This is a genomic window from Lysinibacillus sp. VIII_CA, assembly GCF_049943995.1.
Classification (GTDB): Bacteria; Bacillota; Bacilli; order Bacillales_A; family Planococcaceae; genus Lysinibacillus; species Lysinibacillus pinottii.
The window spans coordinates 26806-53778 of record NZ_JBNFXM010000025.1; the positions used below are offsets into that span (position 1 = coordinate 26806).

The 26973-nt window shown below is 36.8% G+C and carries 27 protein-coding genes; 23 read left to right on the plus strand and 4 right to left on the minus strand.

The window, feature by feature from the left end; genetic code table 11:
* Nucleotides 1-287: 287 nt before the first annotated feature.
* Complete coding sequence (locus ACP3VS_RS21650; RefSeq protein WP_036164248.1) at nucleotides 288-995, minus strand: polysaccharide deacetylase family protein; 708 nt, start codon at nucleotides 993-995, stop codon at nucleotides 288-290.
* A gap of 127 nt (nucleotides 996-1122) precedes the next feature.
* Here ACP3VS_RS21650 and ACP3VS_RS21655 point away from each other — a divergent pair, with 127 nt between their 5' ends.
* The 13 genes from ACP3VS_RS21655 to ACP3VS_RS21715 all read left to right on the plus strand — a co-directional run bounded on the left by ACP3VS_RS21655 (nucleotide 1123) and on the right by ACP3VS_RS21715 (nucleotide 16346).
* Nucleotides 1123-2325 carry a DHH family phosphoesterase gene (locus ACP3VS_RS21655; RefSeq protein ID WP_426389923.1) on the plus strand — a complete coding sequence of 401 codons (1203 nt, stop codon included), beginning with the start codon at nucleotides 1123-1125 and terminating at the stop codon, nucleotides 2323-2325.
* A gap of 102 nt (nucleotides 2326-2427) precedes the next feature.
* Nucleotides 2428-3288: a DUF4179 domain-containing protein gene (locus ACP3VS_RS21660; protein WP_243432729.1), complete on the plus strand. Its 861-nt coding sequence runs from the start codon at nucleotides 2428-2430 to the stop codon at nucleotides 3286-3288.
* A gap of 52 nt (nucleotides 3289-3340) precedes the next feature.
* The gene (gene chrA / locus ACP3VS_RS21665; RefSeq protein ID WP_422761886.1) at nucleotides 3341-4537 is read left to right on the plus strand and encodes a chromate efflux transporter; all 1197 of its coding nucleotides are present in this window, start codon (nucleotides 3341-3343) and stop codon (nucleotides 4535-4537) included.
* Nucleotides 4538-4837: 300 nt separating this feature from the next.
* Complete coding sequence (hemW, locus tag ACP3VS_RS21670) at nucleotides 4838-5983, plus strand: radical SAM family heme chaperone HemW (protein WP_099806032.1); 1146 nt, start codon at nucleotides 4838-4840, stop codon at nucleotides 5981-5983.
* Nucleotides 5984-6072: 89 nt separating this feature from the next.
* Nucleotides 6073-7101, plus strand: a complete 1029-nt coding sequence (hrcA, locus tag ACP3VS_RS21675) for a heat-inducible transcriptional repressor HrcA (RefSeq protein WP_031417050.1) — start codon at nucleotides 6073-6075, stop codon at nucleotides 7099-7101.
* Nucleotides 7102-7118: 17 nt separating this feature from the next.
* Nucleotides 7119-7691 (plus strand): nucleotide exchange factor GrpE, encoded by a 573-nt coding sequence (grpE, locus tag ACP3VS_RS21680; protein ID WP_031417049.1) that lies wholly within the window; start codon nucleotides 7119-7121, stop codon nucleotides 7689-7691.
* A gap of 75 nt (nucleotides 7692-7766) precedes the next feature.
* Entirely contained in the window at nucleotides 7767-9602 is a 1836-nt protein-coding gene (gene dnaK, locus ACP3VS_RS21685) for a molecular chaperone DnaK (protein ID WP_012295327.1), read from the plus strand.
* Between the two features lie 235 nt (nucleotides 9603-9837).
* Nucleotides 9838-10956, plus strand: a complete 1119-nt coding sequence (gene dnaJ, locus ACP3VS_RS21690) for a molecular chaperone DnaJ (protein WP_012295326.1) — start codon at nucleotides 9838-9840, stop codon at nucleotides 10954-10956.
* Between the two features lie 21 nt (nucleotides 10957-10977).
* Entirely contained in the window at nucleotides 10978-11919 is a 942-nt protein-coding gene (gene prmA, locus ACP3VS_RS21695) for a 50S ribosomal protein L11 methyltransferase (protein ID WP_031417048.1), read from the plus strand.
* An 80-nt stretch (nucleotides 11920-11999) separates the two neighbouring features.
* Nucleotides 12000-12737 carry a 16S rRNA (uracil(1498)-N(3))-methyltransferase gene (locus ACP3VS_RS21700; protein ID WP_012295325.1) on the plus strand — a complete coding sequence of 246 codons (738 nt, stop codon included), beginning with the start codon at nucleotides 12000-12002 and terminating at the stop codon, nucleotides 12735-12737.
* A gap of 252 nt (nucleotides 12738-12989) precedes the next feature.
* Nucleotides 12990-13790, plus strand: a complete 801-nt coding sequence (locus tag ACP3VS_RS21705) for a CsxC family protein (RefSeq protein WP_012295324.1) — start codon at nucleotides 12990-12992, stop codon at nucleotides 13788-13790.
* A 265-nt stretch (nucleotides 13791-14055) separates the two neighbouring features.
* On the plus strand, nucleotides 14056-15456 hold the full coding sequence (locus ACP3VS_RS21710; RefSeq protein ID WP_426389927.1) for a BC_2427 family protein: 1401 nt from the start codon (nucleotides 14056-14058) through the stop codon (nucleotides 15454-15456).
* A 122-nt stretch (nucleotides 15457-15578) separates the two neighbouring features.
* A complete protein-coding gene (locus ACP3VS_RS21715) occupies nucleotides 15579-16346 on the plus strand; it encodes a CsxC family protein (protein ID WP_012295322.1) in 768 nt (255 codons plus the stop codon).
* Nucleotides 16347-16427: 81 nt separating this feature from the next.
* Here ACP3VS_RS21715 and mtaB read toward each other — a convergent pair whose 3' ends face one another.
* Together mtaB and ACP3VS_RS21725 are read right to left on the minus strand one after the other, a co-directional pair.
* On the minus strand, nucleotides 16428-17777 hold the full coding sequence (mtaB, locus tag ACP3VS_RS21720) for a tRNA (N(6)-L-threonylcarbamoyladenosine(37)-C(2))-methylthiotransferase MtaB (protein WP_036217111.1): 1350 nt from the start codon (nucleotides 17775-17777) through the stop codon (nucleotides 16428-16430).
* 198 nt (nucleotides 17778-17975) lie between these two features.
* On the minus strand, nucleotides 17976-19901 hold the full coding sequence (locus tag ACP3VS_RS21725; protein WP_426389929.1) for a recombinase family protein: 1926 nt from the start codon (nucleotides 19899-19901) through the stop codon (nucleotides 17976-17978).
* A 482-nt stretch (nucleotides 19902-20383) separates the two neighbouring features.
* On the opposite strand from ACP3VS_RS21725, the gene ACP3VS_RS21730 reads away from it, so the two are divergent.
* A complete protein-coding gene (locus tag ACP3VS_RS21730) occupies nucleotides 20384-20563 on the plus strand; it encodes a hypothetical protein (protein ID WP_426389931.1) in 180 nt (59 codons plus the stop codon).
* Nucleotides 20564-20712: 149 nt separating this feature from the next.
* Here the strand turns inward: ACP3VS_RS21730 and ACP3VS_RS21735 are convergent, their stop codons facing one another.
* A complete protein-coding gene (locus ACP3VS_RS21735; protein WP_426389933.1) occupies nucleotides 20713-21087 on the minus strand; it encodes a helix-turn-helix domain-containing protein in 375 nt (124 codons plus the stop codon).
* 159 nt (nucleotides 21088-21246) lie between these two features.
* On the opposite strand from ACP3VS_RS21735, the gene ACP3VS_RS21740 reads away from it, so the two are divergent.
* From ACP3VS_RS21740 to ACP3VS_RS21780, 9 genes are all read left to right on the plus strand, one after another.
* Nucleotides 21247-21411, plus strand: coding sequence for a hypothetical protein (locus ACP3VS_RS21740; protein ID WP_426389934.1), 165 nt, complete (start codon nucleotides 21247-21249; stop codon nucleotides 21409-21411).
* Nucleotides 21412-21665: 254 nt separating this feature from the next.
* Complete coding sequence (locus ACP3VS_RS21745; protein WP_426389935.1) at nucleotides 21666-21839, plus strand: hypothetical protein; 174 nt, start codon at nucleotides 21666-21668, stop codon at nucleotides 21837-21839.
* On the plus strand, nucleotides 21833-22183 hold the full coding sequence (locus ACP3VS_RS21750) for a hypothetical protein (RefSeq protein WP_426389937.1): 351 nt from the start codon (nucleotides 21833-21835) through the stop codon (nucleotides 22181-22183). Before ACP3VS_RS21745 ends, ACP3VS_RS21750 begins: the two co-directional genes overlap by 7 nt.
* Nucleotides 22184-22471: 288 nt before the next feature.
* Nucleotides 22472-23404, plus strand: coding sequence for a rolling circle replication-associated protein (locus tag ACP3VS_RS21755; RefSeq protein ID WP_426389939.1), 933 nt, complete (start codon nucleotides 22472-22474; stop codon nucleotides 23402-23404).
* Nucleotides 23379-23864: a hypothetical protein gene (locus ACP3VS_RS21760; protein WP_426389940.1), complete on the plus strand. Its 486-nt coding sequence runs from the start codon at nucleotides 23379-23381 to the stop codon at nucleotides 23862-23864. The genes ACP3VS_RS21755 and ACP3VS_RS21760 overlap by 26 nt, the downstream gene beginning before the upstream one ends.
* Before the next feature lie 12 nt (nucleotides 23865-23876).
* Entirely contained in the window at nucleotides 23877-25418 is a 1542-nt protein-coding gene (locus tag ACP3VS_RS21765; RefSeq protein ID WP_426389941.1) for a PcfJ domain-containing protein, read from the plus strand.
* Complete coding sequence (locus tag ACP3VS_RS21770) at nucleotides 25415-26272, plus strand: DUF3102 domain-containing protein (RefSeq protein WP_426389943.1); 858 nt, start codon at nucleotides 25415-25417, stop codon at nucleotides 26270-26272. The genes ACP3VS_RS21765 and ACP3VS_RS21770 overlap by 4 nt, the downstream gene beginning before the upstream one ends.
* On the plus strand, nucleotides 26269-26463 hold the full coding sequence (locus ACP3VS_RS21775) for a hypothetical protein (RefSeq protein WP_036217086.1): 195 nt from the start codon (nucleotides 26269-26271) through the stop codon (nucleotides 26461-26463). The genes ACP3VS_RS21770 and ACP3VS_RS21775 overlap by 4 nt, the downstream gene beginning before the upstream one ends.
* A gap of 23 nt (nucleotides 26464-26486) precedes the next feature.
* Nucleotides 26487-26858 (plus strand): hypothetical protein, encoded by a 372-nt coding sequence (locus ACP3VS_RS21780; protein WP_426389945.1) that lies wholly within the window; start codon nucleotides 26487-26489, stop codon nucleotides 26856-26858.
* Nucleotides 26859-26973: the final 115 nt, after the last annotated feature.

The window sequence follows — 26973 nt, forward strand, 5'->3', positions numbered from 1 at the left end:
TAAAAGTATAATAGCATATTTTAGCAGAGGTGGTGATTATATTTTACTGAAAAAATATATATTAACATTTCTGAAAAATCCAACATTGAGGAATTTTGTTGTTTAACTTTGTAATAAGGGAATATAGGCTGTGTAAAATTTGTGAAGGTGGAATAGTAGGAGAGTAAATAATATAAAATGCTATAATGTTAATATTATAGTAGATGTCCTAAATATTGCTGCTTCATGGCTATTATTGACTAAGGAATCTGTCCTATAGTAGGCACAGATTCCTTAGTGTTTTTTTATTAATCGTTTTTGATGGTTAAAAGTTCATCAATTGTTACAAATGTATAACCCTCATCCTTCAATGTCTGTAAAATCTCCTTTATGGCCTGTAATTCATTATCTGTAGCATCATACATAGGATGCATTAAAATAATGGAACCCGGTTGGATGTTTTCCTTTACATACCTCACTTTTTCATCAGCCTGAGTGAAAAACGTATCAGGTTCTAAGTTCCATGTAATCGTCTCTCGCTGGTGTTTATTTAAGTAATAGGGAAGTCCAATTAGTTTTTTGCCGTATGGAGGTCTTACTACGATTGATTTCGTATAGCCAATATCAGCAATTAAATCATCGGTTTTTTCGATTTCATGTTTGATAAAGGAAGGACTTTTCAATACCATACGTTTGTGTGAATACGTATGATTACCAATTTGATGACCTGCCTCAGCAATTTTTCTTGCCTCTTCAGGCTGATCCTCGATATCCTTTCCGATTAGAAAAAAAGTTGCTTTCACTTGATACTCGTCTAGTAACGATAAAATAGCATCCGAATTTTTTGTGGGTCCATCATCAAAAGTCAACGCAACAACTTTGTTGTTTGTTTCAACATGAGAGGTTAGGTTTCCAAATAATTGATAATTGCGGGCGTTCATTAGTTTATAGGAGGAAAATGCTAAAGTGAGTATTATTAAAGTGACAATTCCACAATAGACGAGCCTACGTTTCATGAAAAATATCTCCTTCTAATATGAATTTGTGTATCTGAAGTAAATGTATGTCATCACGTATTCTTTTTCAATGACATTTATTGTTTGAATAACAAAAAAGTAACCATACTATATCGGAGGTGAAGATATGTATAAATTACTATCACATAACGATTTAGATGGTGTAGGTTGTGGGATTCTAGCTAAGCTAGCGTTTAGCGATCAGGTGAAAATACGGTATAACTCTGTTACGGCACTTGACCGCGAGATTGAGTTCTTTTTGGACCATGAACAGTCAAAAACTTTTTTATTTATTACAGATCTTTCTCCGAATGAGGGGAACGAAAAAAGAATTGATGATTACTTTCAGGCTACTGGGAACGTGCAGCTTTTAGACCATCATCAAACAGCCCTCCACCTCAATCAGTACGAGTGGGGTAAGGTTGTAATGGAAGATGAGCATGGCCTTTTAACGTCTGCCACATCATTATTTTATCAATATCTTGTCATGCATGGACTGTTAGAAAAAACAGATGTTCTTACAGAGTTTGTTGAGTTAGTGAGACAATATGATACATGGGAATGGGAAAAGAATGGAAATTATCAGGCTCAACGATTGAATGCACTCTTTTTTTTAGTGTCTATAGAGGAATTCGAAGAGAAAATGCTGGATCGTTTAAAAAGTCAGTCTCATTTCGACTTTGATGAATTCGAAAAGAAAATTTTAAGCATGGAAGAGGAGAAAATAGAACGTTATATTCGCCGAAAAAAACGTGAGCTTATACAAACTAATTTAGGTGACTTCTATGGTGGAGTGGTTTATGCAGAATCCTATCATTCTGAGCTTGGCAATGAATTAGGAAAAGAAAATGTACATCTTGATTATATTGCAATGATTAACATGGGGAGTAAAAGAGTTTCCTTCCGTACGATACATGATCATATTAATGTGGCTTCCATCGCAGCCATATTTGGTGGAGGAGGGCATCAAAAAGCAGCAGGGTGCTCATTAACAGTGGAGGCATATAAGCAATTTGTGTTAGAAACATTCCACCTAGAGCCAATTCCTGAGGACGCAAAAAGAAATCGCTATAACCTTAAGGGCGCCACCTTTGGAACCCTCTATAAAAATCGCCATGATGAATTTTTTCTTCTTTATTTAAATAATGAAATGAATTGGATCATTGAAATAAATAAAAATCGACTTGAGCAAACCTATAGGAGCTTTGAGGATGCCGAATGGTATGTAAAGCGATTTTACCAGGCTTGGCTAGTAAGAGATGATCTATTCGTGGACTATTTAATGGAAGAAGTAAATAAGGTGCGTCAACTAAAAAAAGGGATTGAATGATTCCTTTTATTCATATTGAATTTGTCCAACTATGCTTTCTATTCAGGTTATATAATGACTCTTTACTAACTACAATAAAACATAACTATTTAAAAAAAAGAGGTGTACTTGTTGTCCGATGATATCTTTCGAGTTGTAGATTTAAATAAGGAAAATCGAGGACGCAAAAAGTGGAGAATTGTTGTTGTATTCTTATTAGTCTTAGTAGTTAGTAGTTCCTCTTTGCTGTATTGGCTGCGGGATAGGGGGGTGGATTTTGAAGCTTATAAAACAGAGGTAGGGGAAACAGCTAACAATAGTTTAGGGCGTTTAACATTAAATGAAGTAATCATGGATGACAATCAAATTTTACTGAATGCAACCTTCAAACCAACCAAAGAGTTTAAGCCAGATCATCAGGTGTTTTTCTTTCCTCAAATACTTGTGAATGGTAAGGATTATATGGTTCGTAATGGAGGGCAGTCTATTGCCAAATCTGCAAATGTTTATACCATCTACAATAGCATCAAAATGGATGATTTCCCGACAGATGAACATGTGGAATTGGACATTCGTTATAAAGATTGGAATGTAGAAACACGCATTGAAAAGCCGTGGGAATTTCAAGTAGAGGCATCACAAGAGCAATTACAAGAAGATCGACACATTTTTTCAATCGAAAAAAAAGTAAAACATATTGATCAGCAGGAATTAATGATTGATCGTGTTGTTTCCACACCTATCTCAACTACAATTTATTTTTCTACGGAGAAGAGTATTGTCAACGATGCTTTACACTTTAAAATTCAATCTAAAGGAGGGCAATCATGGACTTTTGAAACACCCTATCCTTTAAATAAAGAAGGAACAAAATGGGGAAGCCGTGTGGATGGACTATACTTATCTGAGAAAAATTATACGTTAACCCCTGTCGATAAGGATGGCCGTAAACTTGATACCACCATTAAAATAAAAAAAGATTAGCAATGAATGAAAATTTACAAACTCTTAATCTGAAAAAATCTATTTTCCATGTATGATGGATAAAAAGCTATGGAAAGTAGTGGAGAGTTTGCGAACGCTATGGGAGATTTTTTATGTTTCATTAAAATTAGGCTGTACCTCGTTTGGGGGACCAACAGCTCATTTAGGTTATTTTCAACAAGAATATGTGCAAAAGCGTAAATGGCTATCAGCCCAGGATTATAGCCAGCTTGTCATATTGAGTCAATTTTTACCAGGACCTGCATCTAGTCAGGTAGGTATGGGAATTGGCTTATTAAGGGGTGGTTTATTAGGAAGTGTACTCTCCTTTTTGGGCTTTACGCTACCTTCTGTGTTGTTATTGATGGTATTTGCCTATTTTTCCATGTATACAGAAATAAAAATGGATTGGATTCATGGCTTGAAGTTAGTGGCTGTTGCGATTGTGGCAAATGCAATATTTGATATGAGCAAAAAATTACTGTCAACAAAATTACATTGGTTAATGGCTATAATGGCGCTCATCATCGTGCTAGTATGGATCCATCCGTTGGCACAAATAGCAGCGATAGTACTAGCTGCTTGTATCGGTTTTCAACAAATAAAAAAAAGTAATGAAGATGCCCCTTTAGTGATTCAAGTACCTATTTCTAAATCCACGGGTATTGTTTTATTAAGCTTTTTTTTAATACTGCTCTTTGGCTTACCGATGATAAGTGCTTTATGGAATGATGAATGGATAACAATGTTTGAGAAGTTTTATCTAGCAGGTGCATTGGTATTTGGTGGGGGCCATGTGGTCTTACCTTTATTAGAGACACAGTTTGTTCAAAGTGGACAAATGAGTACAGCAGACTTTTTAGCAGGCTACGGTATGACACAGGCAGTTCCAGGGCCTTTATTTACATTTGCAGCTTATATCGGCATGGCTATTGCAGGTGTACCAGGAGCAATGATAGCCACTTTGGCAATTTTTCTGCCGGCATTTTTGTTAGTAATAGGCGCCCTTCCTTTTTGGTTCAGCTTAAGTCGTCATACCCGACTGAAGGGGGCAATGGCAGGAGCCAATGCGGCAGTTGTTGGTATTTTGACCGCCGCCTTTATCCATCCGATTGTGACACAGACTATTCAAAACGGTTTAGATATTATCTTTGTCGCGGTCTTTTTATGGGGTTTAATTCGATGGAAAATGCAGCCTTATTTATTGGTGCTTTTAGGTATAGTAGTCGGAATCGTTTGTTATTCATGAATTACATTTTTTCTAGTGCTCGATTCATGCTTTACTTAGGAAATTAGCTAATTTTTTTGCTTCTTTTTCGCATTTCTCCATTAAAGCAGGACTTGTTACTGTAGGTATTTTTATAACATCATAGAATCATTTGTTCACTAGTAGGCTAGAGGAATATCTTTGGCTACTAGTTTTTAGTTTGTAAAAAAATAATGGGGGAGAATATTTGTGTAAACCCACTAGATGGTTTCATAGCGTTCCTTCTATTGATTCGTTATAATGTAGAAATGGAAAAGACTTAACGAGAAAGAAGGGATAGCTATGGCACGAGGTGTTTACATTCATATTCCTTTCTGTCATCAAATCTGTAATTATTGTGATTTCAATAAATTTTACTTTAAAAATCAACCAGTGGATGAATATATAGAAGCTCTTGGAAAGGAAATGGCGCTTGCAACGCAAAAAAATCCCGAAGGCTTTCGTCATATCGAAACAATTTTCTTAGGTGGGGGAACACCCACAGCATTATCACCACAGCAATTGGACAAACTTCTAACATTAATTCATACGTATATTCCAATGAATAGTGTGACAGAATTTACATCAGAGGCTAATCCAGATGAATTGTCTGCGGAGAAATTGCAAGTTTTGTTTGATGGCGGTGTCAACCGACTAAGCATGGGCGTGCAATCCTTCAATCAAGAACTGTTACAAAAAATCGGACGCACACATAGTAATGAGCATGTGTATAAAACAACAGCTTTAGCTAAAAAAATCGGCTTCCAAAATATTAGTATTGATTTAATGTATGGATTGCCAGGACAAACGATGGCCCAATGGAAGGACTCATTAGAAAAAGCATTGGCCCTTGATTTGCCTCATTTTTCTGCGTATTCCCTTATTGTGGAGCCAAAAACGATTTTTTATAATCAGTACGCAAAAGGAAAGCTCCTTTTACCAACAGAGGATTTAGAAGCAGATATGTACGATGTTTTAATGCAGCAAATGGAATTGCATGGTCTCCAACAATACGAAATTAGTAATTTTGCGAAGCCTGGTTATCATTCAGAACATAACAAGATTTACTGGGATAATGACGAATATGCTGGCTTTGGTGCTGGTGCTCATGGATATCTAGCAGGTGTACGCTACTCCAATCATGGACCATTAAAAAAATATATGGAAACTGTTTTGGCGGGGGAGCTTCCAATTGTCCATGAGCATGAGGTATCGCAGGCTGAAAAAAGAGAAGAACAAATGTTTTTAGGACTGCGTAAAACAGATGGAGTTAAGCACAGAATATATGAAGAAAAGTTGAAAACACCAATCGTAGCTCATTATGATTCTGTTCTGAAAGAGCTAGTATCAAAAGGACTTTTAGAACATGATGATATAGGTGTTCGACTCACAAGAAAAGGACGTTTTGTGGGGAATGAAGTATTTCAACAATTTTTGCTAGAAGAATGAGCGATATCGTTGACATAAATTGTGGGATTTGATAATTTAATAATAGTATTAGCACTCCTCTTGGTTGAGTGCTAACAGAGGTGATAATCATGCTAACAAATCGGCAGTTACAGATTTTGCAAGTAATTATAGATGACTTTATTTTATCTGCACAGCCGGTAGGTTCTCGCCAAATCTCCAAAAAACAAGGGATTACATTTAGTCCAGCCACAATTCGAAATGAAATGGCGGATTTAGAGGAATTAGGCTATTTAGAAAAAACACACACTTCCTCTGGTCGAGTGCCTTCGGAAAAGGGTTACAGATTTTATGTAGATCATTTGTTGAGTCCTCAAGGTATTAATTCGAGAGACATTCAACAGATCCAATCGATTTTCAATGATCGACTTGTAGAAGTAGAGCATATTATCCGAAAGTCAGCCAATATTCTATCAGAGCTGACATCTTATACTTCCATACTATTAGGGCCTGATGTTCAAAGACATCGTGTCAAAAGATTTTCGATTGTACCACTGTCTAGTGATACAGCAGTAGCGATTATCGTGACGAATAATGGACATGTTGAAAATCGCTTATTTAATTTACCACCTGATTTTACCGCTTCGGATTTAGAAAAAATGGTCAATATCTTGAATGATCGCTTAATAGGTGTGTCATTAGAAGAGCTCCATAAAAGCCTTGAAGCTGAAGTGTTGGCAGTATTACAGCAACATGTACAATCAGCGGATGATTTTATCCACGCACTCGTAACAGCGACAATGCATAATTCAGAAAGTAAAATTTTCTATGGTGGTAAAACGAATATGTTTAACCAACCTGAGTTTCATGATTTAAATAAAGTCCGTATGATATTGGACTTAATGGAAACGACCAGCCAAGTGCAGTCACTATTCCATCCAAATGAATCAGGAATTCATATTCGAATAGGCTCAGAAAATAAACAGCTAGAAATGGAAAATTGCAGTGTCATTACCACTACTTATTCTATTGGTGATGATCAACAGGGGGCCATTGCTATTATTGGTCCAACACGCATGGATTATAAGCGTGTGGTGGCATTATTAGACGTAATACGCTTGGACTTAACACAAGCATTTACGAAGAATCGTAGTGAATGATAATGAGGAGGATTCAAGTGACGGAAACAACTGAAAACAAAGATTTAGTACAAGAGGATGTACAAGCAGAAACGGCAACAGAGGAAGTAGAACGTTCAGAGGTTCAAGAGGAAATTGAATTATCAGTGGAAGAGCAATATGAGGCGAAGCTTGCTGAATTACAAGCAAAGCTAGATGACGAGGAAAACCGACATTTACGCCTACGTGCAGATTTCGATAATATGCGTCGTCGTCAACAACTAGATCGTGAGGCTGCTGAAAAGTACCGAGCGCAAAGCTTATTATCTGATTTATTGCCAGTCCTTGATAATTTTGAGCGTGCATTACAGGTGGAGACAACTTCTGAAGAAACTGCATCTATTATTAAAGGAATTGAAATGGTGTATCGCTCATTGCTAGAAGCTACAGAAAAAGAAGGCCTGCAAGTGATAAAAGCAGAAGGCGAGCAATTTGATCCAAATATCCACCAAGCTGTTATGCAGGAACAGGATAGTGAAAAAGAAACGGGTGTAGTCTTACGCGAGCTACAAAAAGGATATATCTTAAAAGATCGTGTGTTACGCCCAACAATGGTATCTGTGAACGAATAGTCTTAGCACTATTTAGTCAATTAAAATTAGTGAAAAAACGCATCCCGTGCGTCGAATTAATAGGAGGAAATTTTAATGAGCAAAATTATTGGTATTGACTTAGGAACAACAAACTCTTGCGTTTCTGTACTTGAAGGTGGCGAACCAAAAGTAATTCCAAATCCAGAAGGTAATCGTACTACACCATCTGTTGTTGCATTTAAAAATGGCGAACGTCAAGTTGGTGAAGTAGCAAAACGTCAATCAGTAACAAACCCAAACACAATCATTTCTATTAAATCAAAAATGGGTACAGCTGAAAAAGTGACGGTGGAAGACAAAGATTACACTCCACAAGAAGTATCAGCTATGATTCTTCAATATTTAAAGGGTTATGCAGAAGATTACCTAGGTGAAAAAGTGACGAAAGCAGTAATTACAGTTCCTGCTTACTTTAACGATGCACAGCGCCAAGCAACAAAAGATGCTGGTAAAATCGCTGGTCTAGAAGTAGAGCGTATCATCAATGAACCAACGGCTGCAGCGCTAGCTTATGGCTTAGATAAACAAGATCAAGATCAAAAAGTGTTAGTATTTGACCTTGGTGGTGGTACGTTTGACGTATCGATCCTTGAGTTAGGTGATGGTGTCTTTGAAGTATTAGCAACAGCTGGTGATAACAAACTAGGTGGGGATGATTTCGATGACGCGATTATCGAATATCTAGTAGCAGAATTCAAAAAAGAAAATGGCATTGATTTATCAAAAGATAAAATGGCGATGCAACGTTTAAAAGATGCTGCTGAAAAAGCGAAAAAAGATTTATCTGGTGTAACATCCACTCAAATCTCTTTACCGTTCATTACTGCTGGTGAAGCAGGTCCTTTACACTTAGAAATCTCTTTAACTCGTGCAAAATTTGATGAAATTACATTACCATTAGTAAATCGTACAGTTGGTCCAGTACGACAAGCATTATCTGATGCAGGTCTTTCAACTTCTGAAATTGATCAAGTTATTTTAGTTGGTGGTTCTACTCGTATTCCTGCAGTACAAGAAGCAGTACGTAAAGAAACTAACAAAGAACCTCACCGTGGTGTAAACCCAGACGAGGTTGTAGCAATGGGTGCTGCAGTACAAGGTGGCGTATTAACAGGTGATGTGAAAGACGTTGTATTACTTGACGTAACACCACTTTCACTTGGTATTGAAACAATGGGTGGCGTGTTCACAAAATTAATTGACCGTAACACGACAATCCCAACTTCTAAATCACAAGTATTCTCTACAGCGGCTGACAACCAACCAGCAGTAGATATTCACGTACTTCAAGGTGAACGCTCAATGGCGGCAGACAACAAAACATTAGGTCGCTTCCAATTAGCTGATATTCCACCAGCACCACGTGGTGTACCTCAAATCGAAGTAACTTTCGATATTGATAAAAATGGTATCGTATCGGTAAAAGCGAAAGACCTAGGTACAAACAAAGAGCAAACAATTGTAATTCAATCTGATTCAGGTTTATCAGAGGCAGAAATTGAACGTATGGTAAAAGACGCAGAGGCTAATGCTGATGCAGATGCTAAACGTAAAGAAGAGGCAGATCTTCGCAACGAAGCTGACCAATTAGTATTCCAAGTGGATAAAACAATTACTGACCTAGGTGAACAAATTACAGAAGACGAGAAAAAATCTGTAGAAGATGCTCGTGATGAATTGAAAAAGGCACTTGAAGCTGGCGAATTAGAAGGCATTAAAGCAGCTAAAGAAAAATTAGAAGGTGTTTTACAGCCATTAGTTATGAAAGTTTATGAACAAGCAGCAGCAGCTGCTCAAGCAGCACAAGGCGGAGAAGCAGACGCTGGTGCTGGTAAAAAAGATGATGGTGTTGTAGACGCTGATTTCGAAGAAGTAAAAGACGATAAATAAGAATTAAAAGCACAGTAAAGTGAAAAAGCCAAAGACCGCTTGCGGCTTTGGCTTTTGTCATGAAGTAAGGTTATGGAACTAGTAAAGGTACCAATTAAGGAATACTTGCATACGTTAACACTGCTAGGAAGTAGTAAAAACCTCAAATTTATAGAGCGATTACTCGAAAAAATAAGGCAGTTTTATCGACTGCATGTTACAATAGATTTTATGCAAACAGAGCGGAGTGTGAATCATGGAGAAACGCGATTATTACGAGGTGCTTGGCCTAACAAAATCGGCAACAAAAGATGAAATCAAAAAAGCATACCGTAAATTATCAAAGCAATATCACCCTGACCTAAATAAAGAGCCGGGTGCAGATGAAAAATTCAAAGAAATCGCTGAAGCATATGAAGTATTAAGTGATGATCAGAAAAAAGCACGCTACGACCAATTTGGTCATGAGGACCCAAATGCTGGCTTTGGTGGTGGCTTTGGAGGCGGCGGCTTTGGCGGCTTCGAGGATATTTTCAGTTCATTCTTTGGCGGAGGTGGACGTCGTCAGGACCCAAATGCGCCACGCAAAGGTGACGACCTGCAATATCGCATGAATATTAAATTTGAAGAAGCTATTTTTGGGAAAGAAACAGAAATTGAAATTCCTAAAGATGAAACTTGCGAGACTTGTCATGGCTCAGGAGCAAAGCCTGGTACGCAACCTGAAACATGTTCGACATGTAATGGCGCTGGCCAAATCAACCAAGCAGTGGATACACCATTTGGTCGTATGATGAACCGTCGTTCTTGTACAACTTGTCATGGTACAGGGAAGATCATTAAAGAAAAATGTTCAACTTGTCGTGGAGAAGGAAAAGTTCAAAAACGCAAAAAAATTAAAGTGTCAATTCCAGCTGGTGTCGATGATGGTCAACAAATTCGTGTATCTGGTCAAGGTGAGCCAGGTATAAACGGTGGACCAGCAGGGGATTTATATATTATGTTCCGTGTTCAAGGTCATAATGATTTCGAACGTGATGGGGATGATATTTATTTCGAGTTGAAATTGACATTCCCGCAAGCTGCACTTGGAGATGAAATTGAAGTACCAACTGTTCACGGTAAAGTAAAACTACGCATTCCAGCCGGAACACAGTCAGGAGCTCAATTCCGATTAAAAGACAAAGGTGTAAAAAATGTTCATGGCTATGGCATGGGCAACCAGTATGTTACCGTGAAGGTGATGACACCAGAGAAGTTAACGGAAAAACAAAAGCAATTATTACGAGAATTTGCAGAAATTAGTGGCGATATCCCTGAAGAGCAAGGAAGTTCACTATTCGATAAAATTAAGAAAAAATTCCAAGGTGAATAATTAGAGGAGCTGAAGAGCTACGTGAAGTGGTCAGAATTATCCATTCATACAAAAAATGAAGCGGTAGAAGCAATTTCGAATATTTTGCATGAAGCAGGAGCAAGTGGTGTTGTTATTGAAGATTCTGCAGAGTTTGCGAAGCCCCGTGAAGATCAATATGGTGAAATTTATGCACTAAATGAAGAGGATTTCCCGAAGGATGGCGTCATTGTTAAAGCTTATTTATCAGAGTCTAGTTTCTTAAATGAAACGGTCGAGGAGATTAAAGCAGCTATTACGAATCTAACGAACTTTAACATTGATATCGGTGAAAATGTAGTATCAATTGTTGAGGTCAACGAAGAGGATTGGGCAACTGCATGGAAGCAATACTACCATCCAGTTAAAATTTCTGAACGCTTTACCATTGTCCCTACATGGGAGCAATATACGCCTGTTTCTACAGATGAATTAATTATAGAATTAGATCCAGGGATGGCATTTGGTACAGGAACACACCCAACTACAGTCATGTGTCTACAAGGACTTGAAAAGGTCATTAAAGAAGGGGATACAGTTGTTGATATTGGAACAGGGTCCGGCGTATTGTCTATTGGAGCGGCATTACTTGGGGCTAAAAATGTGCATGCCCTTGATTTAGATGAGGTAGCAGTTCGCTCAGCACAAGAAAATGTTGCCTTAAATAAAGTAGAAGACAAAGTAGCTGTTTTCCATGGAAATTTATTAGACACTGTTAAAGAACCAGCAGATGTGGTTGTCGCAAATATTTTGGCAGAAATTATTATGTCCTTCACTGACGATGCATTTACCATTGTGAAACCAGGTGGATTATATGTCACTTCAGGCATTATCGGTGCCAAACGCGATGATGTTAAAGTAGCTCTTGAGGCTTCAGGCTTTATGATTGAAGAAGTATTATTAATGGAAGATTGGGTAGCGATCATTGCCCGTCGTCCACTATAACTTGACGGAGGAAGCGCCAAATCGTAAGCCATGTGCTGGTGATTTGGTGCTTTATTTCTTGCTAGAAAGGACTGTGGAGCATGCAACGTTATTTTATTGAAACAGCCATAGAGAATGCACGTATTAGCGGAGAAGATGCACGGCATATTGAACGAGTGATGCGCATGAAACAAGGCGATCAGATCATTGTTGTTGCACAAAATATTGCTCATATTTGTAAGATTACAGGCTTTGAAGGTGATGAGGTAGCGATTGACGCTACGGGCGAAACAATCCCTTCTTCTGAGCTACCTATTCAAATAACAGTAGCATGTGGCTTACCAAAGGGTGATAAGCTAGAGCTGATTACACAAAAAGCGACAGAGCTTGGCATGTTTGCCTTACTGCCATTCGAAGCCGAACGCTCAATTGTGAAATGGGACAAGAAAAAAGGGGCTAAAAAGCAAGAAAGATTGCAAAAAATTGCAAAAGAGGCGGCTGAACAAGCCCATCGTACACATATTCCAGCGGTGTATGAACCTGTTACATTTAAACAATTGTTACAAGATATAGACCAATTTGATGCCGTTTTTATTGCAGACGAAGAGGATGCAAAGGCTGAGAAACGCACCAGATTTGCGGACAAGCTTAAACTTGTGCATGAGAAAAAATTAACATCAATCCTTATTATATTTGGTCCAGAGGGTGGCATTTCTCGTAAAGAGGCAGAGGCCTTGTTACAAGCAGGTGCTCAAACCATGTCTTTAGGACCAAGAATTTTACGAGCAGAAACAGCACCACTGTATGCGTTGTCTGCCATCTCATATGAATTTGAATAATACTGAGTCATATATAAATTCTTTCATGAGGAGCAATAAGAAGGCCACCTAATATTAATTTAGGTGGTTTTTTTATGGGTTTCCCACTACGGTAAAAGGAGTGGAATCAAATTCATAAAAAAATTTAGGCGCAAAAATTCCAAATAAAATATGTAAGAGAACAAGTTCAATGTCCATATATAGTTTTTATTGCTACATATTCTAGCGATAGGAGAGCTCACTAAAACTATAAATTGAAAAGAGGTAATTTTTTTGAGTGAACAATTTGATAGTCAGATTCAACCTTGTCCAGTAACATCAACAGAACAAATTCCATTGACGAATGATTTTACGCCACTGGTTGCTACTCCAGTAACAGCGCCAACTATTAAAATTCCAGTTGTACTGGCAGAGCCAACTTTACAAATCGTTGTAGAGTCAGATATTACACTTACTCCGGCAGCAACTGAAATCAAAAGAGTCAAAAAACATGTCTTTCTAAATCAAGTGAAGCTAGTACCAGTTAGCTTTGCACGAATTGCTGGCACAGACTTCTTTAGAGTAACAAGAGCTAAATTATTTGTAGCAGGACATATTCGTAAAAATATCGAATATGCTGCAGCAGCATGTAATGGGGCACTTCGAGATAGAATTGCAGATGTTCCGTTTTCAGGATTTACAGATCTTACTTTCCCACAAACGATTGGAGGCTCAACACCCATTTTAGGAATTTCTGAGTTTGCGGAAGCGAACTTCCTGAATGAAGCTACTCAAATGGATGCTCGTCTAGATAAGGCTTTCTTCCAAAATCTTGTGAAATACAATGAACAACCATTTGGGGAATTAGTAGCAGCGAACTTCTTTGAGCTTGATTTTTCACCAATTATGGCAGCGCCAGAAGGTACTTTCAGCACATTACGTGAAAAAATCGTATTAGAATTAACTGTGAAAGTATTACAAGTTCAACAAATTCGTTTGGGAGCTGGAAGTAGCGTAGTAACGCCTGTTCTTCCAGGACTTACACCACCAGCTTCACCAATAGTTAATCCTACGCCTCCTTCAGAATTTTGTTAATCTCAAATATTGAATAGAGTCATAACAGGGCACTAATAAAAATTCATTATTTTAGCTGGCAGTTGAAAGTTCGGATGTACCCGAACTTTTAACTGCCTTTTTACATCTAAAAAAGGAATAAAGCCATAAACATATGACCCCGGGGATACTGTGACAAAAGGGAAAATCAAGCATACTATAAATTGTAATGAGAATGGTAATCTTTACATTAATAACGTTGTTCATTGTGTTGTAAATGTACTTAATATTGTTTAGGAGTGAATAAATGAATACTCCATGGATTAACTTTAGAGAAATGAGAGAAGTATCCACTAAGCTAAATAAATACTCTGATTGGGCGTATCAAACAATAGATGATGAATCTCCAGCTAATCAAGAAGAAAGCAATACGCTGCTTAGGGATATAAAAGATGAGATTAGGCTTGGAGAGGAATTACCAGATCCTGTAGCCTCCAATCAGGACATACCTAGTTCTGTAGAAACGTTTGTTGAGGTAGATAACAAGCTCCAGCTTTGTAGCAATGAGAATCCTTTGGAGGACCATGTACTATCCGATCTAGACTTAGCAATACCTAAAGAGGAATTTCAAAATAGTGAACAGCACCTTGATAAGGAAATAGCTTTAACAGACCTATCAGATGCCAATGAAGACCTATCCATTTCAACCGAGACGAATATTGAGGGAGAAATCGAACCCTCCCCAGACATGAAAGAGGGGACTGTAGAGGAATCGATTGTAACAGAGATTGTATCCGAACCTACAGAAACGACGGTTGAGGACATTGATGAATTTCCTTCTGACCGTGATGAATCCCAAGTGGAAAAACAAGATTTAGCAATTCACTCAGATGTTGAATCCACAGTTGAACATAAATGGCATTTTGAGGGGACAGGGAATTCGGAGAAAAACAATCCTACTTCTAAATCGTTGGATGGGGAGATATACTCCATCACCCAAAAATGCTTGTTTTCTACGTATGTAGAAATTCATGATTTTCTACATGCTCCTATTTATGGCGACCATGTTCAAAATACTACATTTGAATTTCTAAACGTAAAAGATCCCTTAACTCCACAGCTTGAAACAAAGCTTTTCCAAACGACAACAGATTACCCTGAACATCCTGAATGTCGTTTAGTTCGTTCAGACATCAATCAATTGATTTCAATCATGCAAACTGATAAGAATGATAAAAATAATGGGCAGCATCAATCCTTTCAATCAGTGGTCACTCCCTTACATCATTCACCATCAATTAAAAAAGGGGAAGCCACCTCATACGAATCTGATTTAATACATATTCGAGTACCTGTTATAGTTGGGGAATATAAAATTGAAATATGTCTAGAAGAGGTTATGCCATTTGAAAAAGGGATTGTAGGGGTGAAAGAAATCTCGAATGAAGTAGCACTCACCAATTGTAGATTTATACCTAATCGTTTATCCCAATCATTTGGAAATGGAACATGTACAGCAAAAAATGGAAAATTATTGATAGAAGGCTATATACAGCAGAGTATTGAATATACAGCTTTAGATACACAAAATGCCTCAACAACTTATGCCAATCAATTATGTCAAAATATAGTATTAGATTTAACGATTCATATGATACAAGTACAAAAAATTCGGGTTCTATATGACAGTCTGTACTCTGGACAATAAATGAATTTCATTCAGTATAAAAGTTCGTTTTCTAATATATACGTCCATGTATAGATTTAATTGCTACATATTCTAGCGATAGGAGAGCTCTCTAATACTAAAAATGAAAAGAGGAAATTTTTTTGAGTGAACAATTTGAAAATCAAAATCTACCTTGTCCTGTAGCATCAACGGAGCAAATACCATTAACAAATGAAATTACACCAGTCATTACTACACCGGTTTTGGCACCCACTATAAAAGTTCCAGTTGTGCTGGCAGAACCAACATTGCAAATCGTTGTAGAGTCAGATATTACACTTACTCCGGCAGCAACTGAAATCAAAAGAGTGAAAAAAAATGTATTCCTAAATCAAGTGAAGCTAGTACCAGTTAGCTTTGCGCGTATTGATGGTACAGACTTCTTTAGAGTAACAAGAGCTAAATTATTTGTAGCAGGACATATTCGTAAAAATATCGAATATGCTTCATCAGCATGTAATGGAGCACTTCGAGATAGAATTGCTGACGTTCCATTTTCTGGTTTTACAGATCTTACTTTCCCACAAATAATTGGAGGCTCAACACCCATTTTAGGAATTTCTGAGTTTGCAGAAGCGAATTTCCTGAATGAAGCTACTCAAATGGATGCTCGTCTAGATAAGGCTTTCTTCCAAAATCTTGTGAAATACAATGAACAACCATTTGGGGAATTAGTAGCAGCGAACTTCTTTGAGCTTGATTTTTCACCAATTATGGCTGCGCCAGAATGTACGTTTAGCACATTGCGTGAAAAAATTGTATTAGAATTAACTGTGAAAGTATTGCAAGTTCAACAAATCCGTTTAGGCGTAGGAAGTAGTGTTATAACACCAGTACTATTCGGACTCACACCTCCTACTAGCCCTTGATCATTGCTAGTTAAAAATGATAAAGAAAAATAAACCAATAAAAGGGGTTGCCCATATTCCAGGCAACCCATTTATTGTTCATTATTTAACTGTCTCTAAAACACGTACAAATTGTCCTTGTGAATGTGGGTAGCCTGCTTGTGTAATTTTCACCTTTACAAGCTGTCCGATGAGACTTTCAGGACCCTCAAACACTACTTTTAAGTAATTATCTGTATAGCCCGTTAAAAGGCCTTCCTCTTCACTACCATCATGAACAAATTCTTCGGGAATAACTTCTAACACCTGATCTTCAAAGCGAGAAGCATACTCTTTAGCTAGCTGATCATTTAGTGAGATGAGTCGGTGTACACGCTCATTTTTAATGTCTTCATCAATTTGATCTTCCATACGTGCAGCAGGAGTTCCTGTACGTGGAGAGAATGGGAAAACATGTAATTCGGAGAATTTATGATCACGAATAAAGTTGTACGTATCCATAAATTCTTCTTCAGTCTCACCAGGGAAACCGACAATTACATCAGACGTGACAGCTAAATCAGGTAAAGCCTCATGTAATTTTGTTAAACGTTCGCCGAAAAATTCCATAGTATATTTACGACGCATACGTTTTAACACAGTATCCGATCCAGATTGAATAGGAATGTGTAAGTGATTTACGACAATTTTAGATTCACGTAATACGTCAATGACTTCATCAGTCAATTGGCTAGCTTCAATGGACGAAATACGGAGACGCTTTAATCCTGTAACATTGGCTTCTAAATCACGTAATAATTGGGCAAGGTTATAATCCTTTAAATCTTGTCCATAGCCACCAGTATGAATACCTGTCAGGACTATTTCAAGATAGCCTGCATCTACTAATTGCTGTGCTTGATGTAATACTTCTTGTGGATCGCGAGAACGCATTAAGCCACGTGCCCACGGAATAATACAAAACGTACAGAAGTTATTACAGCCCTCTTGTATTTTTAAGGAAGCACGTGTGCGGTCTGTAAATGCAGGTACATCTAACTCCTCATACACACGATTTTTCATAATATTACGTACAGCATTTATTGGCTGACGCTCAGCACGATATTGGTCAATATAACCAAGTAATTTTGTACGGTCCTGCGTACCAACAACAATATCGACTCCAGGAATCGCCATAATTTCTGCTGGCGAAGTTTGTGCATAGCAGCCTGTTACACATATAACTGCATCTGGGTTTTGGCGGATTGCTCGACGAATCACCTGACGTGACTTCTTATCCCCAGTGTTAGTAACTGTACATGTATTAATGACATAAACATCCGCCTGCTGATCAAATTCAGTGCGATCATAGCCTTCATCTTTAAATAGTTGCCAAATGGCTTCTGTTTCGTAGTGGTTCACTTTACAACCTAACGTATATAGAGATACGGTTTTCGTAAGCTCGTTATACATGATTTAATTCATCCTTTCAATTGCACTTTGTACCTGTGCTAAATAACTTTTGAGTATATTCGATACTTGAATTATGATAACATAAACTGTTTAAAATCAATACATTAAAGAATCTTTAAACTCGTCCCGAAGATTTAAAACACGAAAAAAGAAGGGCAGAATCTATCTGTCCTTCTCTTTGTTATTTATATATTCAATCTAATTATTCTGTTTTTCGTTATAATGATAACGTGTAGCTGTAGATTGTCCTGTCTTTATAATGATCTCACGCTCAATTAGTTCACTTAGTAAAGTAAAGATACCGTCACGAGTTATGTTAGTAGCTTTTTGCAAATCCGAACGTGAAGCGGGTCCGTTTTCTTTGAGATATTCTAATACAGGGCCTTCGTAATTTTTATATTGTTTTTTAGTCGGTGCCGAAGATTTGCTTTGCAAAAGTGATCTATACGCAAATGTATGGGTAATACCATTTTTAAAAGTAATGGATTGGACACGTTTATCAATAACAACAATATTATCAATGATCGTTTGCATAAAATCTGATAAGGCTTCTCTACCTACTATTTCGGATAATTCGCGGTAATCAACTTGACGGGCTTGCTGCATTTCTTTAGTTATTAAAAAGTGTTGAGCGTAGTCAATGAATACATCGCTGGTTTTATCATCGTTTTTTTGTTTCAGTAAATTGATTTCATCATCAAGTTCTTCTAATCGTTCTTGAAGATCACGTTTCTTAAAAATATATTCCTTTTGGCTAATAGCATCTTCTTCTTCGCCAAAATAGTATAAATCCTCTAAGCGTTTGAGTGCTCTTACAAATTTAGTTTTTTCTCTTTGCAAACGTTCAATTTCAATATTAGGTGTTTCAATCTCGGCTTTAGCATTGAGCGAATATTCTTGTCCTTGTCCTGACATATTGCCAGTTAGGGCGAAGTGGGTTTCTTTCAAAGATTCATTATCGACACCAACTACATCAATAAAAGAATTACCACGTAATAGGGCTCTTTCCATGTCCCGTAAAGAGTGTTTAGGTGTTATGCGCTCTTGTAGTCTAATTAAGTTAGAGACATAGTTAAAAATAAATGGTCCAATGATGATGTCACTAACGTAATTGCTGCATCGTTTTGCACCGCCTGATGTAACGCATGTATAACGAGAGGGGCGATAGCCGTCTTTACGAGCTGCATCTAATCCAGCGGTAAGTAGTGAGTTGCATTTGCCACAATACAACATCTTAGAAAAGATGTGTTTATGAATATCTGCCCTTTGGACATCAGTTAATCCTCTATAATTGTCAGATAGCAATTTGTTTACACGATCAAATTGTTCCTTTTCGATAATGCCAGGGTGGTTATTATCAACAACAACCCATTCCTCTTTGTTTTTTAGCCTTCTACTACCTCCACTTTCACGCATGTTGTAGCGATATGTACCAATATAGAAAGGGTTGCGTAAAATATCGCGGACGGTCTTGGCTGTCCACTGACCATTACGTTTTGTAGCTATTTTTTCTTCGTGCAAACGGTATGCAACTTTTAATGTGGAACGTAATGATTCATATGAATTAAAAATATATTGAATGATTTTCGATTCATCAGGATCAATAACTGGAAACTTTTCTTCTTCTGACCATACATATCCGAAGGGGACCGTTGCACCATTCCACAGTCCTTTTTCGGCACGCGATAACATAATTGAAAATACACGTTCAGCAGTTAGTTTCCTTTCTAGTTCAGCAAAAATGAGGATTATTTTTAACATAGCTTCGCCCATTGCTGTGGATGTATCAAATTGTTCGTTTTTTGAAACGAAAGTAACTTTGCAATCTTTCAATTCCTCATACATCTCCGAAAAATCTTTGAGGTTCCGAGATATTCTATCTATCTTCCATACGAGTAAATGTGTAAATTCTCCACTTCTTATACGCTTCATCATTTCTTGATATTTAGGACGATCAGTATTCTTTGCTGAATATCCTGCATCTTCGAAAATTTCAACTTCTTCAATATTCAAAGCGTATTTAGCATAATTCTCTAACTCTTGTCGCTGGAAGGGTAAAGAGTCTTTATCAATTTGATGCAATGTACTTACCCGTACATATAATGCTGCCTTTTTCAATGACATAGCTCCTTTCATTTAAAGACAAGAGCAAGAAAACTAGTAAGCTCTTTCATATAGTATATTAATCATGGAATGAGCAAGATTTCAATAGTATTGTGATTAATTCCTTATTTATATAAAAAAATAGAAAATATTTGAAAAAGAGGAAAAATGACAGTAATTACATTGTGTCAAAAAACTACAAAATACGACATGAAATAGTATGTCCTAGACGGAGGAAATGTATAATGAGGAAAATATTTCTTCATATGTCGAAGGTAGTCGTACAAAAGGATTATGAATATTAGGTATTTGGATATAAAATATTATTAATCCAATAATGTCGAATGTTGTCATTATTGAATGTTTTTAGATACATAATTTATGATTGGATAAGAACATGTGTTCTTGTATAATGAAGTAAGAGGTGGTTAAAAAGCGTAGAGAGAAAATGACTGTTGTACATAAGTGGTTGGAATTAAGAAAATAACAATAGAGGTGATTGTATGCCGGTAAGAGATGAGTTACGACAAAGATTTATAATAATGACAGAGAATTATCAGGGGAATAAAATGAAGGAACATTCGGACATCATCGAAAAGGTATTACAAATTGACAATGAAAAAGCATTAGGGCTATTAAATAATTTATCAGATAAGTTTGTAAAAAAAGCAACTCACAATTGAGTTGCTTTTCTTTGCTTTAACAATTAAAAATTTGTACTACTTAAAGATTTATTAATTAGGTCGTTTTTTAAGTATATTTACTTTATGTTTTTTCAGTCGTTAATAATTAAAATCCATTATCAAATTTAAAGTTTCTAGTTATAATAAAACTATTTTTCCTCTACCATAGCTTCTAAGAAATTAACAATAGCTTTTAATTGCTTATCGTTTAGTTTACTAGCCATAATCATCAATTCTTTTATCTTTTCATTTCCACTCAAAGTTGCTTCGGCTATGATATTAGCGAACTCTTCATCAAATGTTTCCTCTACAAACATATCGCCTTCACCAGTTCGTAACCATTCTTCATTTACGTTGAATTCAGTGCAAATTATAGCAATTGTTCTGTCTGTAACAACACGTAAATCTTTCTCCATTTTCGAAATATTACTATTTGTCATCTTTATTTTTTCCCCGAAAGCTGCCATAGATAACCCTAGTTCATTTCGTAATACTTTTATTCTATCTCCAATAGTATTAGTCATTTCTATATTTCCACCTCCTATGTTGCATTTTACTGTCTTTTTCGTCCTGTGGCAATATTTATATAAAAATATTATTGACTAAGGACGAAATAGAATGATAATATATGTTCAGAGGACGAAAACGATAGAATTGAATTTAACTTATAAGGAGTGAACAGCATGGGATTTGTAAATGATAAACGACACAGCAAAAAAGAAGAAGTGATGAAACAAGTTCTTCAATTAATGCTCCAATTGAATGAGGATCAGTTAACTCTTACAAAAGGTGTCATGACAGGAATGATGTTAGAACATAGCTTAAAAAAAACAGAAAAAGTTTCGTAGTTTCCTAGAGGGCAATCTATTGAAAAAATGTACAAAAGCAAAAGGCATTTGCGAGTACATAACTCGCTCATGTCGAGCAGCCTGTAAAAGAAAGTTTGATTAGTAGACTTTGTTATTTTTTGCAAGTTGCTCGATGTGAATCATCATACATAAAAATTAATGCGCTGTGATACCGAGCCGATGACGGTATAAATAAATGGAATTTATAGCTTATAAGACGGTAGCAACGTCAAATCATTTTCAGGAGGTAAAAAATGAAAGCTGTAGAGAACACTCAACTAGAAAAAATCAAAAAGGCATTAGAAAAATACGGAATTTTCAGTGAGGAACAGTTGAAAGAAGCGATTAAAAATATGAAACCTTTAAATATAGGATGTATGGTTTCACCTGTTCCGCCAAAGAAAGTATTGGAGGGACAAGAATGTTAGAACAATTACAACATGCTTATGGACATGCATTGAAAAATCTAGTGTTTGTTGATTTTGTGAATAAGAAAATAATAGGTGGATTTGAAGTTCTGGAAATGGAGTTAGAGAAAGAAAATGCTTGCTGTAAGGACTTGATAACAGCTATTAATTACCATTTTCGCAAAGGCCACTTTGATTTAGCGAAGGAACGGATCGATGTTCTGACAAAAAGAGCTAAGTACATTCAACGGTTAGAAATGCAGATTACAGCACATCGAAGAAATAAACTATTTGAGAATGCTAGTCATTTACGCAAACAAGGTAAATTGGCAGATGTGGTGAGCAACGATGCAAAACCTAATTAAAAGCAAAAAAAAACTGCTTAATCGTTGGAGCGATTAAACAGCATGTAAAACCTGTAAATTTACTGATTTCAATTACTAACTACTGGACATAGTTAGTAAACCTTAAAACCTTTGCCGTACTTATGAAGGGTACGGCTTTATTTGACTATTGCCAAACATCTTACTGCTAGTATAGCAACTTTCATGGCAAACAGTCAATTAGCGTCCTTGTAATGGATATTAGGTTTATGACGAAATCCAAAAAATAACAAGGATACTAGATTACTAATACATCGGGAGAGAGTAGCCATGAAGAATAAACAGCATAAGGTAAAACATGTTTTAAAGGCATATGAAGATGCATTTGTTGAGACAGAATTAACAAAAATGCATGAAGATAGCTTACTAGATAGGGCTATTGCGGGATACCGTGTGAAAAGTATTTGGTGTGGATCAGTTTTAGAGGTGGAGGCATATCCGTATTGGGAGATACCTCAAAATAAACGTGTAAAAACGGATAAAAACAGTAGTAAGGCACAAGAAAAGTTAAATGAAAAGAACAGGCAAAAACATGTAGTGAGATTACTGAATACAAATTTTCGTCCATTTCACGATTTATACATGACATACACGTATTCGGACAAGTATGTACCTAAAGACTATGAGCAAGCAAAAAAAGATATGTCAAATCTAATAAAGCGTATGAAGTATTGGCTAAAGAAACAGGAGAAGTATGCAGATTTTGAATTGAAATATTTATACACAACAGAGCATGCAAGAAATGGCCAAAAAGTCCGAGCACATCATCATATGGTCACAAACTTTCCAGATAGAGAAGTAGCCGAAGAACTATGGAATAGTGGGCGAGCTAGATCAGAACGTTTAGTAGATGATGATTTAGGTTTTAAAAAGCTAGGGGAGTACCTAGTTAAAGAAAAGGGAGAAAAGACAAGAAAAGGATATACACCTTCGCGCAATTTAGATAAGCATACAAAAGTGACGGTATCAGACACGAAATTAACTCGTAGACGCGCTGCTAAAATTGCAACAGAAGAAATTGGAGCGCAAGAAATCTTTGAAAAAATGTATAAAAATTATCAATTCAAACAAATGAATGTGTCATTTTCTGATTACGTAAGTGGAGCGTATTTATATGTGCAAATGAAGCGGATTGATAGGTCTGTCAAAAGAAAAGTAAATAGCGGAGGAGATAAGGATGGAGAAGAAGGGTCATCACATTGAAATGATTCAGGAAGGGCAAATGAATATTTTTGAAGCGGATTACCAGAAGAAGGAACAGGAGGCGTTAAAAATGGTTGAACAAGCGATGGCGAAATTAAGTGCAGAACTTAGAGTGGAAAGAGTGAATCCATACGTAGCGGCAGTAGGTAATTTTCTAATGGATTTCTTGGAGGATAATCCATCTTCTGCTGAAAAGTTTATGGCTGAAGGTAAAACGATTATTGACAGTATGAAGGAAGTACGAAAGGAAGCTCAAAAGGTGCAAGTGAATAATTGTGGAGTATTAACAAGTGAGCAGGGTTTTCAAATTGTACTTAAATACTTTGGTATTAAACCAACAGGTAACATGGCAACTAATACAGCTGTTGTGCCTAGTACTTCAAATCATACACCGAAAGAATCAGTTGCTACTTCAAGACCTGCACGTCGTTTTGAAGCATCACTGGATGAACTTTTATAAGGGGTGACATCGATGGAAAACAATGAAGAATTTATTAAATCATTACTTGCGCATTTTCCGGCCGAAGTACCTGAACATGTGCAGTTTGAAGCAGACGAAAAGGCGTTGTTATTAAGCAGGTATATTTTTGTTAATAGCGGAAAGAATCGGACAGGCTACTGTACACATTGTCGAAATACTTTCCCTATTGAGAATCCAATCAAACAAAACGGCAAGGGTGAATGCCCTGCATGTTTTTCGAAATGTAGATACAAAAAAGCTTGGCTTGGGAGAAAGGCTTTAATCGACACAGCTTGTATATTACATTGCCAAAAATCTGTATTAAATCCATCTGTAGTAACAGTGGAATGGCTATATGCTTCAAGGGATTATAGAGAGAGTTTCGAAAATGTGAGTACAGAGTATGCAGCTGTTGCGCGGTATGTGTTCGACTATGACCGCAAAGTGTGCCAAAAAATTGAAGGTGGTTGCGGTTGTCGATGGTGGACGGAAAGCGGATTTAGTACACCGAGTTTCTTACAAAATAGATCGTTTATGTCCAGGAATATCATGCATGGGACCTTTGAGGATGGTATAGCAGGGACGCCATTCCAATACAGCGGATGGCAAAGATACGATTATGAAGATGTATTAAAATACCTGCCACTTGTAGCTAAATATCCAAGTGTAGAAATTCTAACGAAAGCTGGTTTAGATAGTTTTGTAAAAGCAAAAATATACGGTTATAAGACTTACAGCGCAGTTAATTGGTCGAAATCAAAATTGCATCACATTTTCAAGATGTCTAAACAAGACTTCCAAATGTTAAGAGAGAAAAATCCCGAAAGTTCATTGTATTACGTAAGAGATTTTCTTTTTAATGCTTGGGTGGTTCAGCAATGGCGTAAAGAAAAGTCGAAAATGAATATAGATGAACTTCAAAAAAATATGCAAAGCTTCAGTGTAGAAGATGACTTGAAAACATTTAAGTTCATTAGACAGTTCACTTCCCTTCACCGACTGTTTAATTACGCAAACAAGCAATTTGAAAAGGATGGGAAACATTTCGTAAGGCGTCACCAAGTATTGATCACATGGCAGGATTATATAAATGATTGCCAAAAGTTAAAGATTCATATAGATGAAACAAACATTTTCCCAAAAAATTTACGTAAGGCCCATGAAGAAACTATTAAACGAGTGAAACACTATGAAGATGAGTTAATGCGTAAAAAGGCAAAAGATAGATATGAAAAGATTAAGCATTACGAGTTTGAACTTGGCCAGTTGAAAATAGTTGTTCCGTTTACTCCTAAAGAAATTATCGATGAAGGTAGTAAGTTATCACATTGTGTTGGAGGATATGCTCAAAGACATGTGGATGGTCAGACGACAATATTATTCATACGAAATATCAAAGAGCCTAATGAATCGTTTTACACAGTAGAAGTTAAAAACGAGAAAGTAGCACAGGTACGTGGAATCAAGAATCAACCCCCAACAGAAGAAGTGAAAACATTTGTTGAAGAATTTAAAAAGCAAAAACTAACTAAGAAAGTGAGGAAAGCGGTATGACACAATTAATCACAGAACGTTCTGCAGATGTTATTGCAGCTGAGATAAATGCGATTAAATTCCAAACCCAAACAATGATGTTACAGGCATCAGCTGAAATAGGAAAGAGGCTGATTGAAGCAAAAGAGCAATTACCTCATGGTGAGTGGGGCAAATGGTTAAAAGAGAACGTAGAGTACAGTCAATCAACAGCAAATAATTTAATGCAAATTCATTTGGAGTATAGTTCAAATTCCCAAGCGTTTGGGGATTTGAGTTATTCAAAAGCAGTGGCTTTATTAGGTATTGATTCTGAGGATCGAGAGGCATTTTTGCAAGAAAATGATGTTGATGAAATGTCTACACGAGAGCTTCAAAAAATCATTAAGGAGAAACAGAAACTTGAAAAGGAAATGGCCAAGCGTGAAGCGGATGCCATAAAAGCAAACAGTTTATTAGAAAAGGATATTCAGGAACTTGAAAAACAGTTAGAACATGCTCGAGAGCAATCTGTTGAGAATGAGGTTTCCGAAAAAGAGATTAATAGGTTAACGCAAGAATTGGCTGTTGCTGAATCGAGGGCGAAAAAACTAGAAGAACACTTAAAAACAAAACCTATTGAAGCGGCAACTGTGGAGGTAATTCCTGAATCAGTACAAAAGGAGCTAGACCAACTTCGTAGCAAAATGAATGAGTCAACAGATCCTGCAGAGATAAAATTTAAAATGCGTTTTGAGTTATTAGTGAATGAATTTGATTTAACGTTGTGTTCACTTGATGGGATTGGGGATAGCGAAACTAAGACTATGTATACCAACGCTGTTCACAGATTGATGGATAAAATGCGCGCTACTTTAGAAGGAGAGGTGTCATGATGGCAGGGCTGTACTGGAGTGCTACACAAGGGGGATATATCAAATGTCCTGTTAATGGTTGTAACCATATAGGTATCGTTATTACAGCTGCTCACTGTCGAATTGAACATGGTATGACCCGCGAGGAAGTAATGAAGAAATATGGACAACCCAAAAATATATCTAAGTCTAAAACAAAAAGAAGCCAATAGAGTGCATTCTAATGGGGGAATTGATGATGGGTGCTGTAAAAGTGAAAATATATCTTTGCAAAGAAAATGAAGAACTTTTTTCAGAAAAAGATACTTGGCATGAAAAAGAGTGTAGTTGTAAAACGGTACATTATGCTACAGCAGAAGTCGGGAAGGAATTGAAATGGTCGAATGGGGCTGAATGGGGCAAAATCCATCACCCCCATTTAGGGGAAGTAATGACTTACTGGAACCCTGAAAGACCTTGCTATGATACATGGACTGCTCCTGTAATCAATAAAGATGGAGAAATCATTTGTTATAGATTTGACCAAGACGAGGGACATTGGGCTTTAGATGAAGGTTGTGAGAACTTAGGTTTGTATAACGGAATTGATACTTGTAAATTCAGCTAATGGTAACGGTTTCCGAAGCGGGTAGTAATTAGTTTCTCGAAAGAAAATGTTCAGTGTGCGAAACGTTTCCCTATAAATGTATATACATGAAATGGGAGGGCTGTCACTACAGTCA

What these genes read in the sequence shown, in the direction of transcription:
- ACP3VS_RS21775 (WP_036217086.1), top strand. Translation starts at nt 26,269, where the DNA reads ATGATGGCAGGGCTGTACTGGAGTGCTACACAAGGGGGATATATCAAA.
- ACP3VS_RS21730 (WP_426389931.1), top strand. Translation starts at nt 20,384, where the DNA reads ATGCCGGTAAGAGATGAGTTACGACAAAGATTTATAATAATGACAGAG.
- ACP3VS_RS21735 (WP_426389933.1), bottom strand. Translation starts at nt 21,087, where the DNA reads ATGACTAATACTATTGGAGATAGAATAAAAGTATTACGAAATGAACTA.
- ACP3VS_RS21780 (WP_426389945.1), top strand. Translation starts at nt 26,487, where the DNA reads ATGATGGGTGCTGTAAAAGTGAAAATATATCTTTGCAAAGAAAATGAA.
- ACP3VS_RS21760 (WP_426389940.1), top strand. Translation starts at nt 23,379, where the DNA reads ATGGAGAAGAAGGGTCATCACATTGAAATGATTCAGGAAGGGCAAATG.
- ACP3VS_RS21745 (WP_426389935.1), top strand. Translation starts at nt 21,666, where the DNA reads ATGAAAGCTGTAGAGAACACTCAACTAGAAAAAATCAAAAAGGCATTA.
- ACP3VS_RS21650 (WP_036164248.1), bottom strand. Translation starts at nt 995, where the DNA reads ATGAAACGTAGGCTCGTCTATTGTGGAATTGTCACTTTAATAATACTC.
- ACP3VS_RS21655 (WP_426389923.1), top strand. Translation starts at nt 1,123, where the DNA reads ATGTATAAATTACTATCACATAACGATTTAGATGGTGTAGGTTGTGGG.
- ACP3VS_RS21765 (WP_426389941.1), top strand. Translation starts at nt 23,877, where the DNA reads ATGGAAAACAATGAAGAATTTATTAAATCATTACTTGCGCATTTTCCG.
- ACP3VS_RS21740 (WP_426389934.1), top strand. Translation starts at nt 21,247, where the DNA reads ATGGGATTTGTAAATGATAAACGACACAGCAAAAAAGAAGAAGTGATG.
- mtaB (WP_036217111.1), bottom strand. Translation starts at nt 17,777, where the DNA reads ATGTATAACGAGCTTACGAAAACCGTATCTCTATATACGTTAGGTTGT.
- dnaJ (WP_012295326.1), top strand. Translation starts at nt 9,838, where the DNA reads ATGGAGAAACGCGATTATTACGAGGTGCTTGGCCTAACAAAATCGGCA.
- hemW (WP_099806032.1), top strand. Translation starts at nt 4,838, where the DNA reads ATGGCACGAGGTGTTTACATTCATATTCCTTTCTGTCATCAAATCTGT.
- chrA (WP_422761886.1), top strand. Translation starts at nt 3,341, where the DNA reads ATGATGGATAAAAAGCTATGGAAAGTAGTGGAGAGTTTGCGAACGCTA.
- ACP3VS_RS21710 (WP_426389927.1), top strand. Translation starts at nt 14,056, where the DNA reads ATGAATACTCCATGGATTAACTTTAGAGAAATGAGAGAAGTATCCACT.
- hrcA (WP_031417050.1), top strand. Translation starts at nt 6,073, where the DNA reads ATGCTAACAAATCGGCAGTTACAGATTTTGCAAGTAATTATAGATGAC.
- ACP3VS_RS21770 (WP_426389943.1), top strand. Translation starts at nt 25,415, where the DNA reads ATGACACAATTAATCACAGAACGTTCTGCAGATGTTATTGCAGCTGAG.
- ACP3VS_RS21750 (WP_426389937.1), top strand. Translation starts at nt 21,833, where the DNA reads ATGTTAGAACAATTACAACATGCTTATGGACATGCATTGAAAAATCTA.
- ACP3VS_RS21725 (WP_426389929.1), bottom strand. Translation starts at nt 19,901, where the DNA reads ATGTCATTGAAAAAGGCAGCATTATATGTACGGGTAAGTACATTGCAT.
- dnaK (WP_012295327.1), top strand. Translation starts at nt 7,767, where the DNA reads ATGAGCAAAATTATTGGTATTGACTTAGGAACAACAAACTCTTGCGTT.
- ACP3VS_RS21700 (WP_012295325.1), top strand. Translation starts at nt 12,000, where the DNA reads ATGCAACGTTATTTTATTGAAACAGCCATAGAGAATGCACGTATTAGC.
- ACP3VS_RS21755 (WP_426389939.1), top strand. Translation starts at nt 22,472, where the DNA reads ATGAAGAATAAACAGCATAAGGTAAAACATGTTTTAAAGGCATATGAA.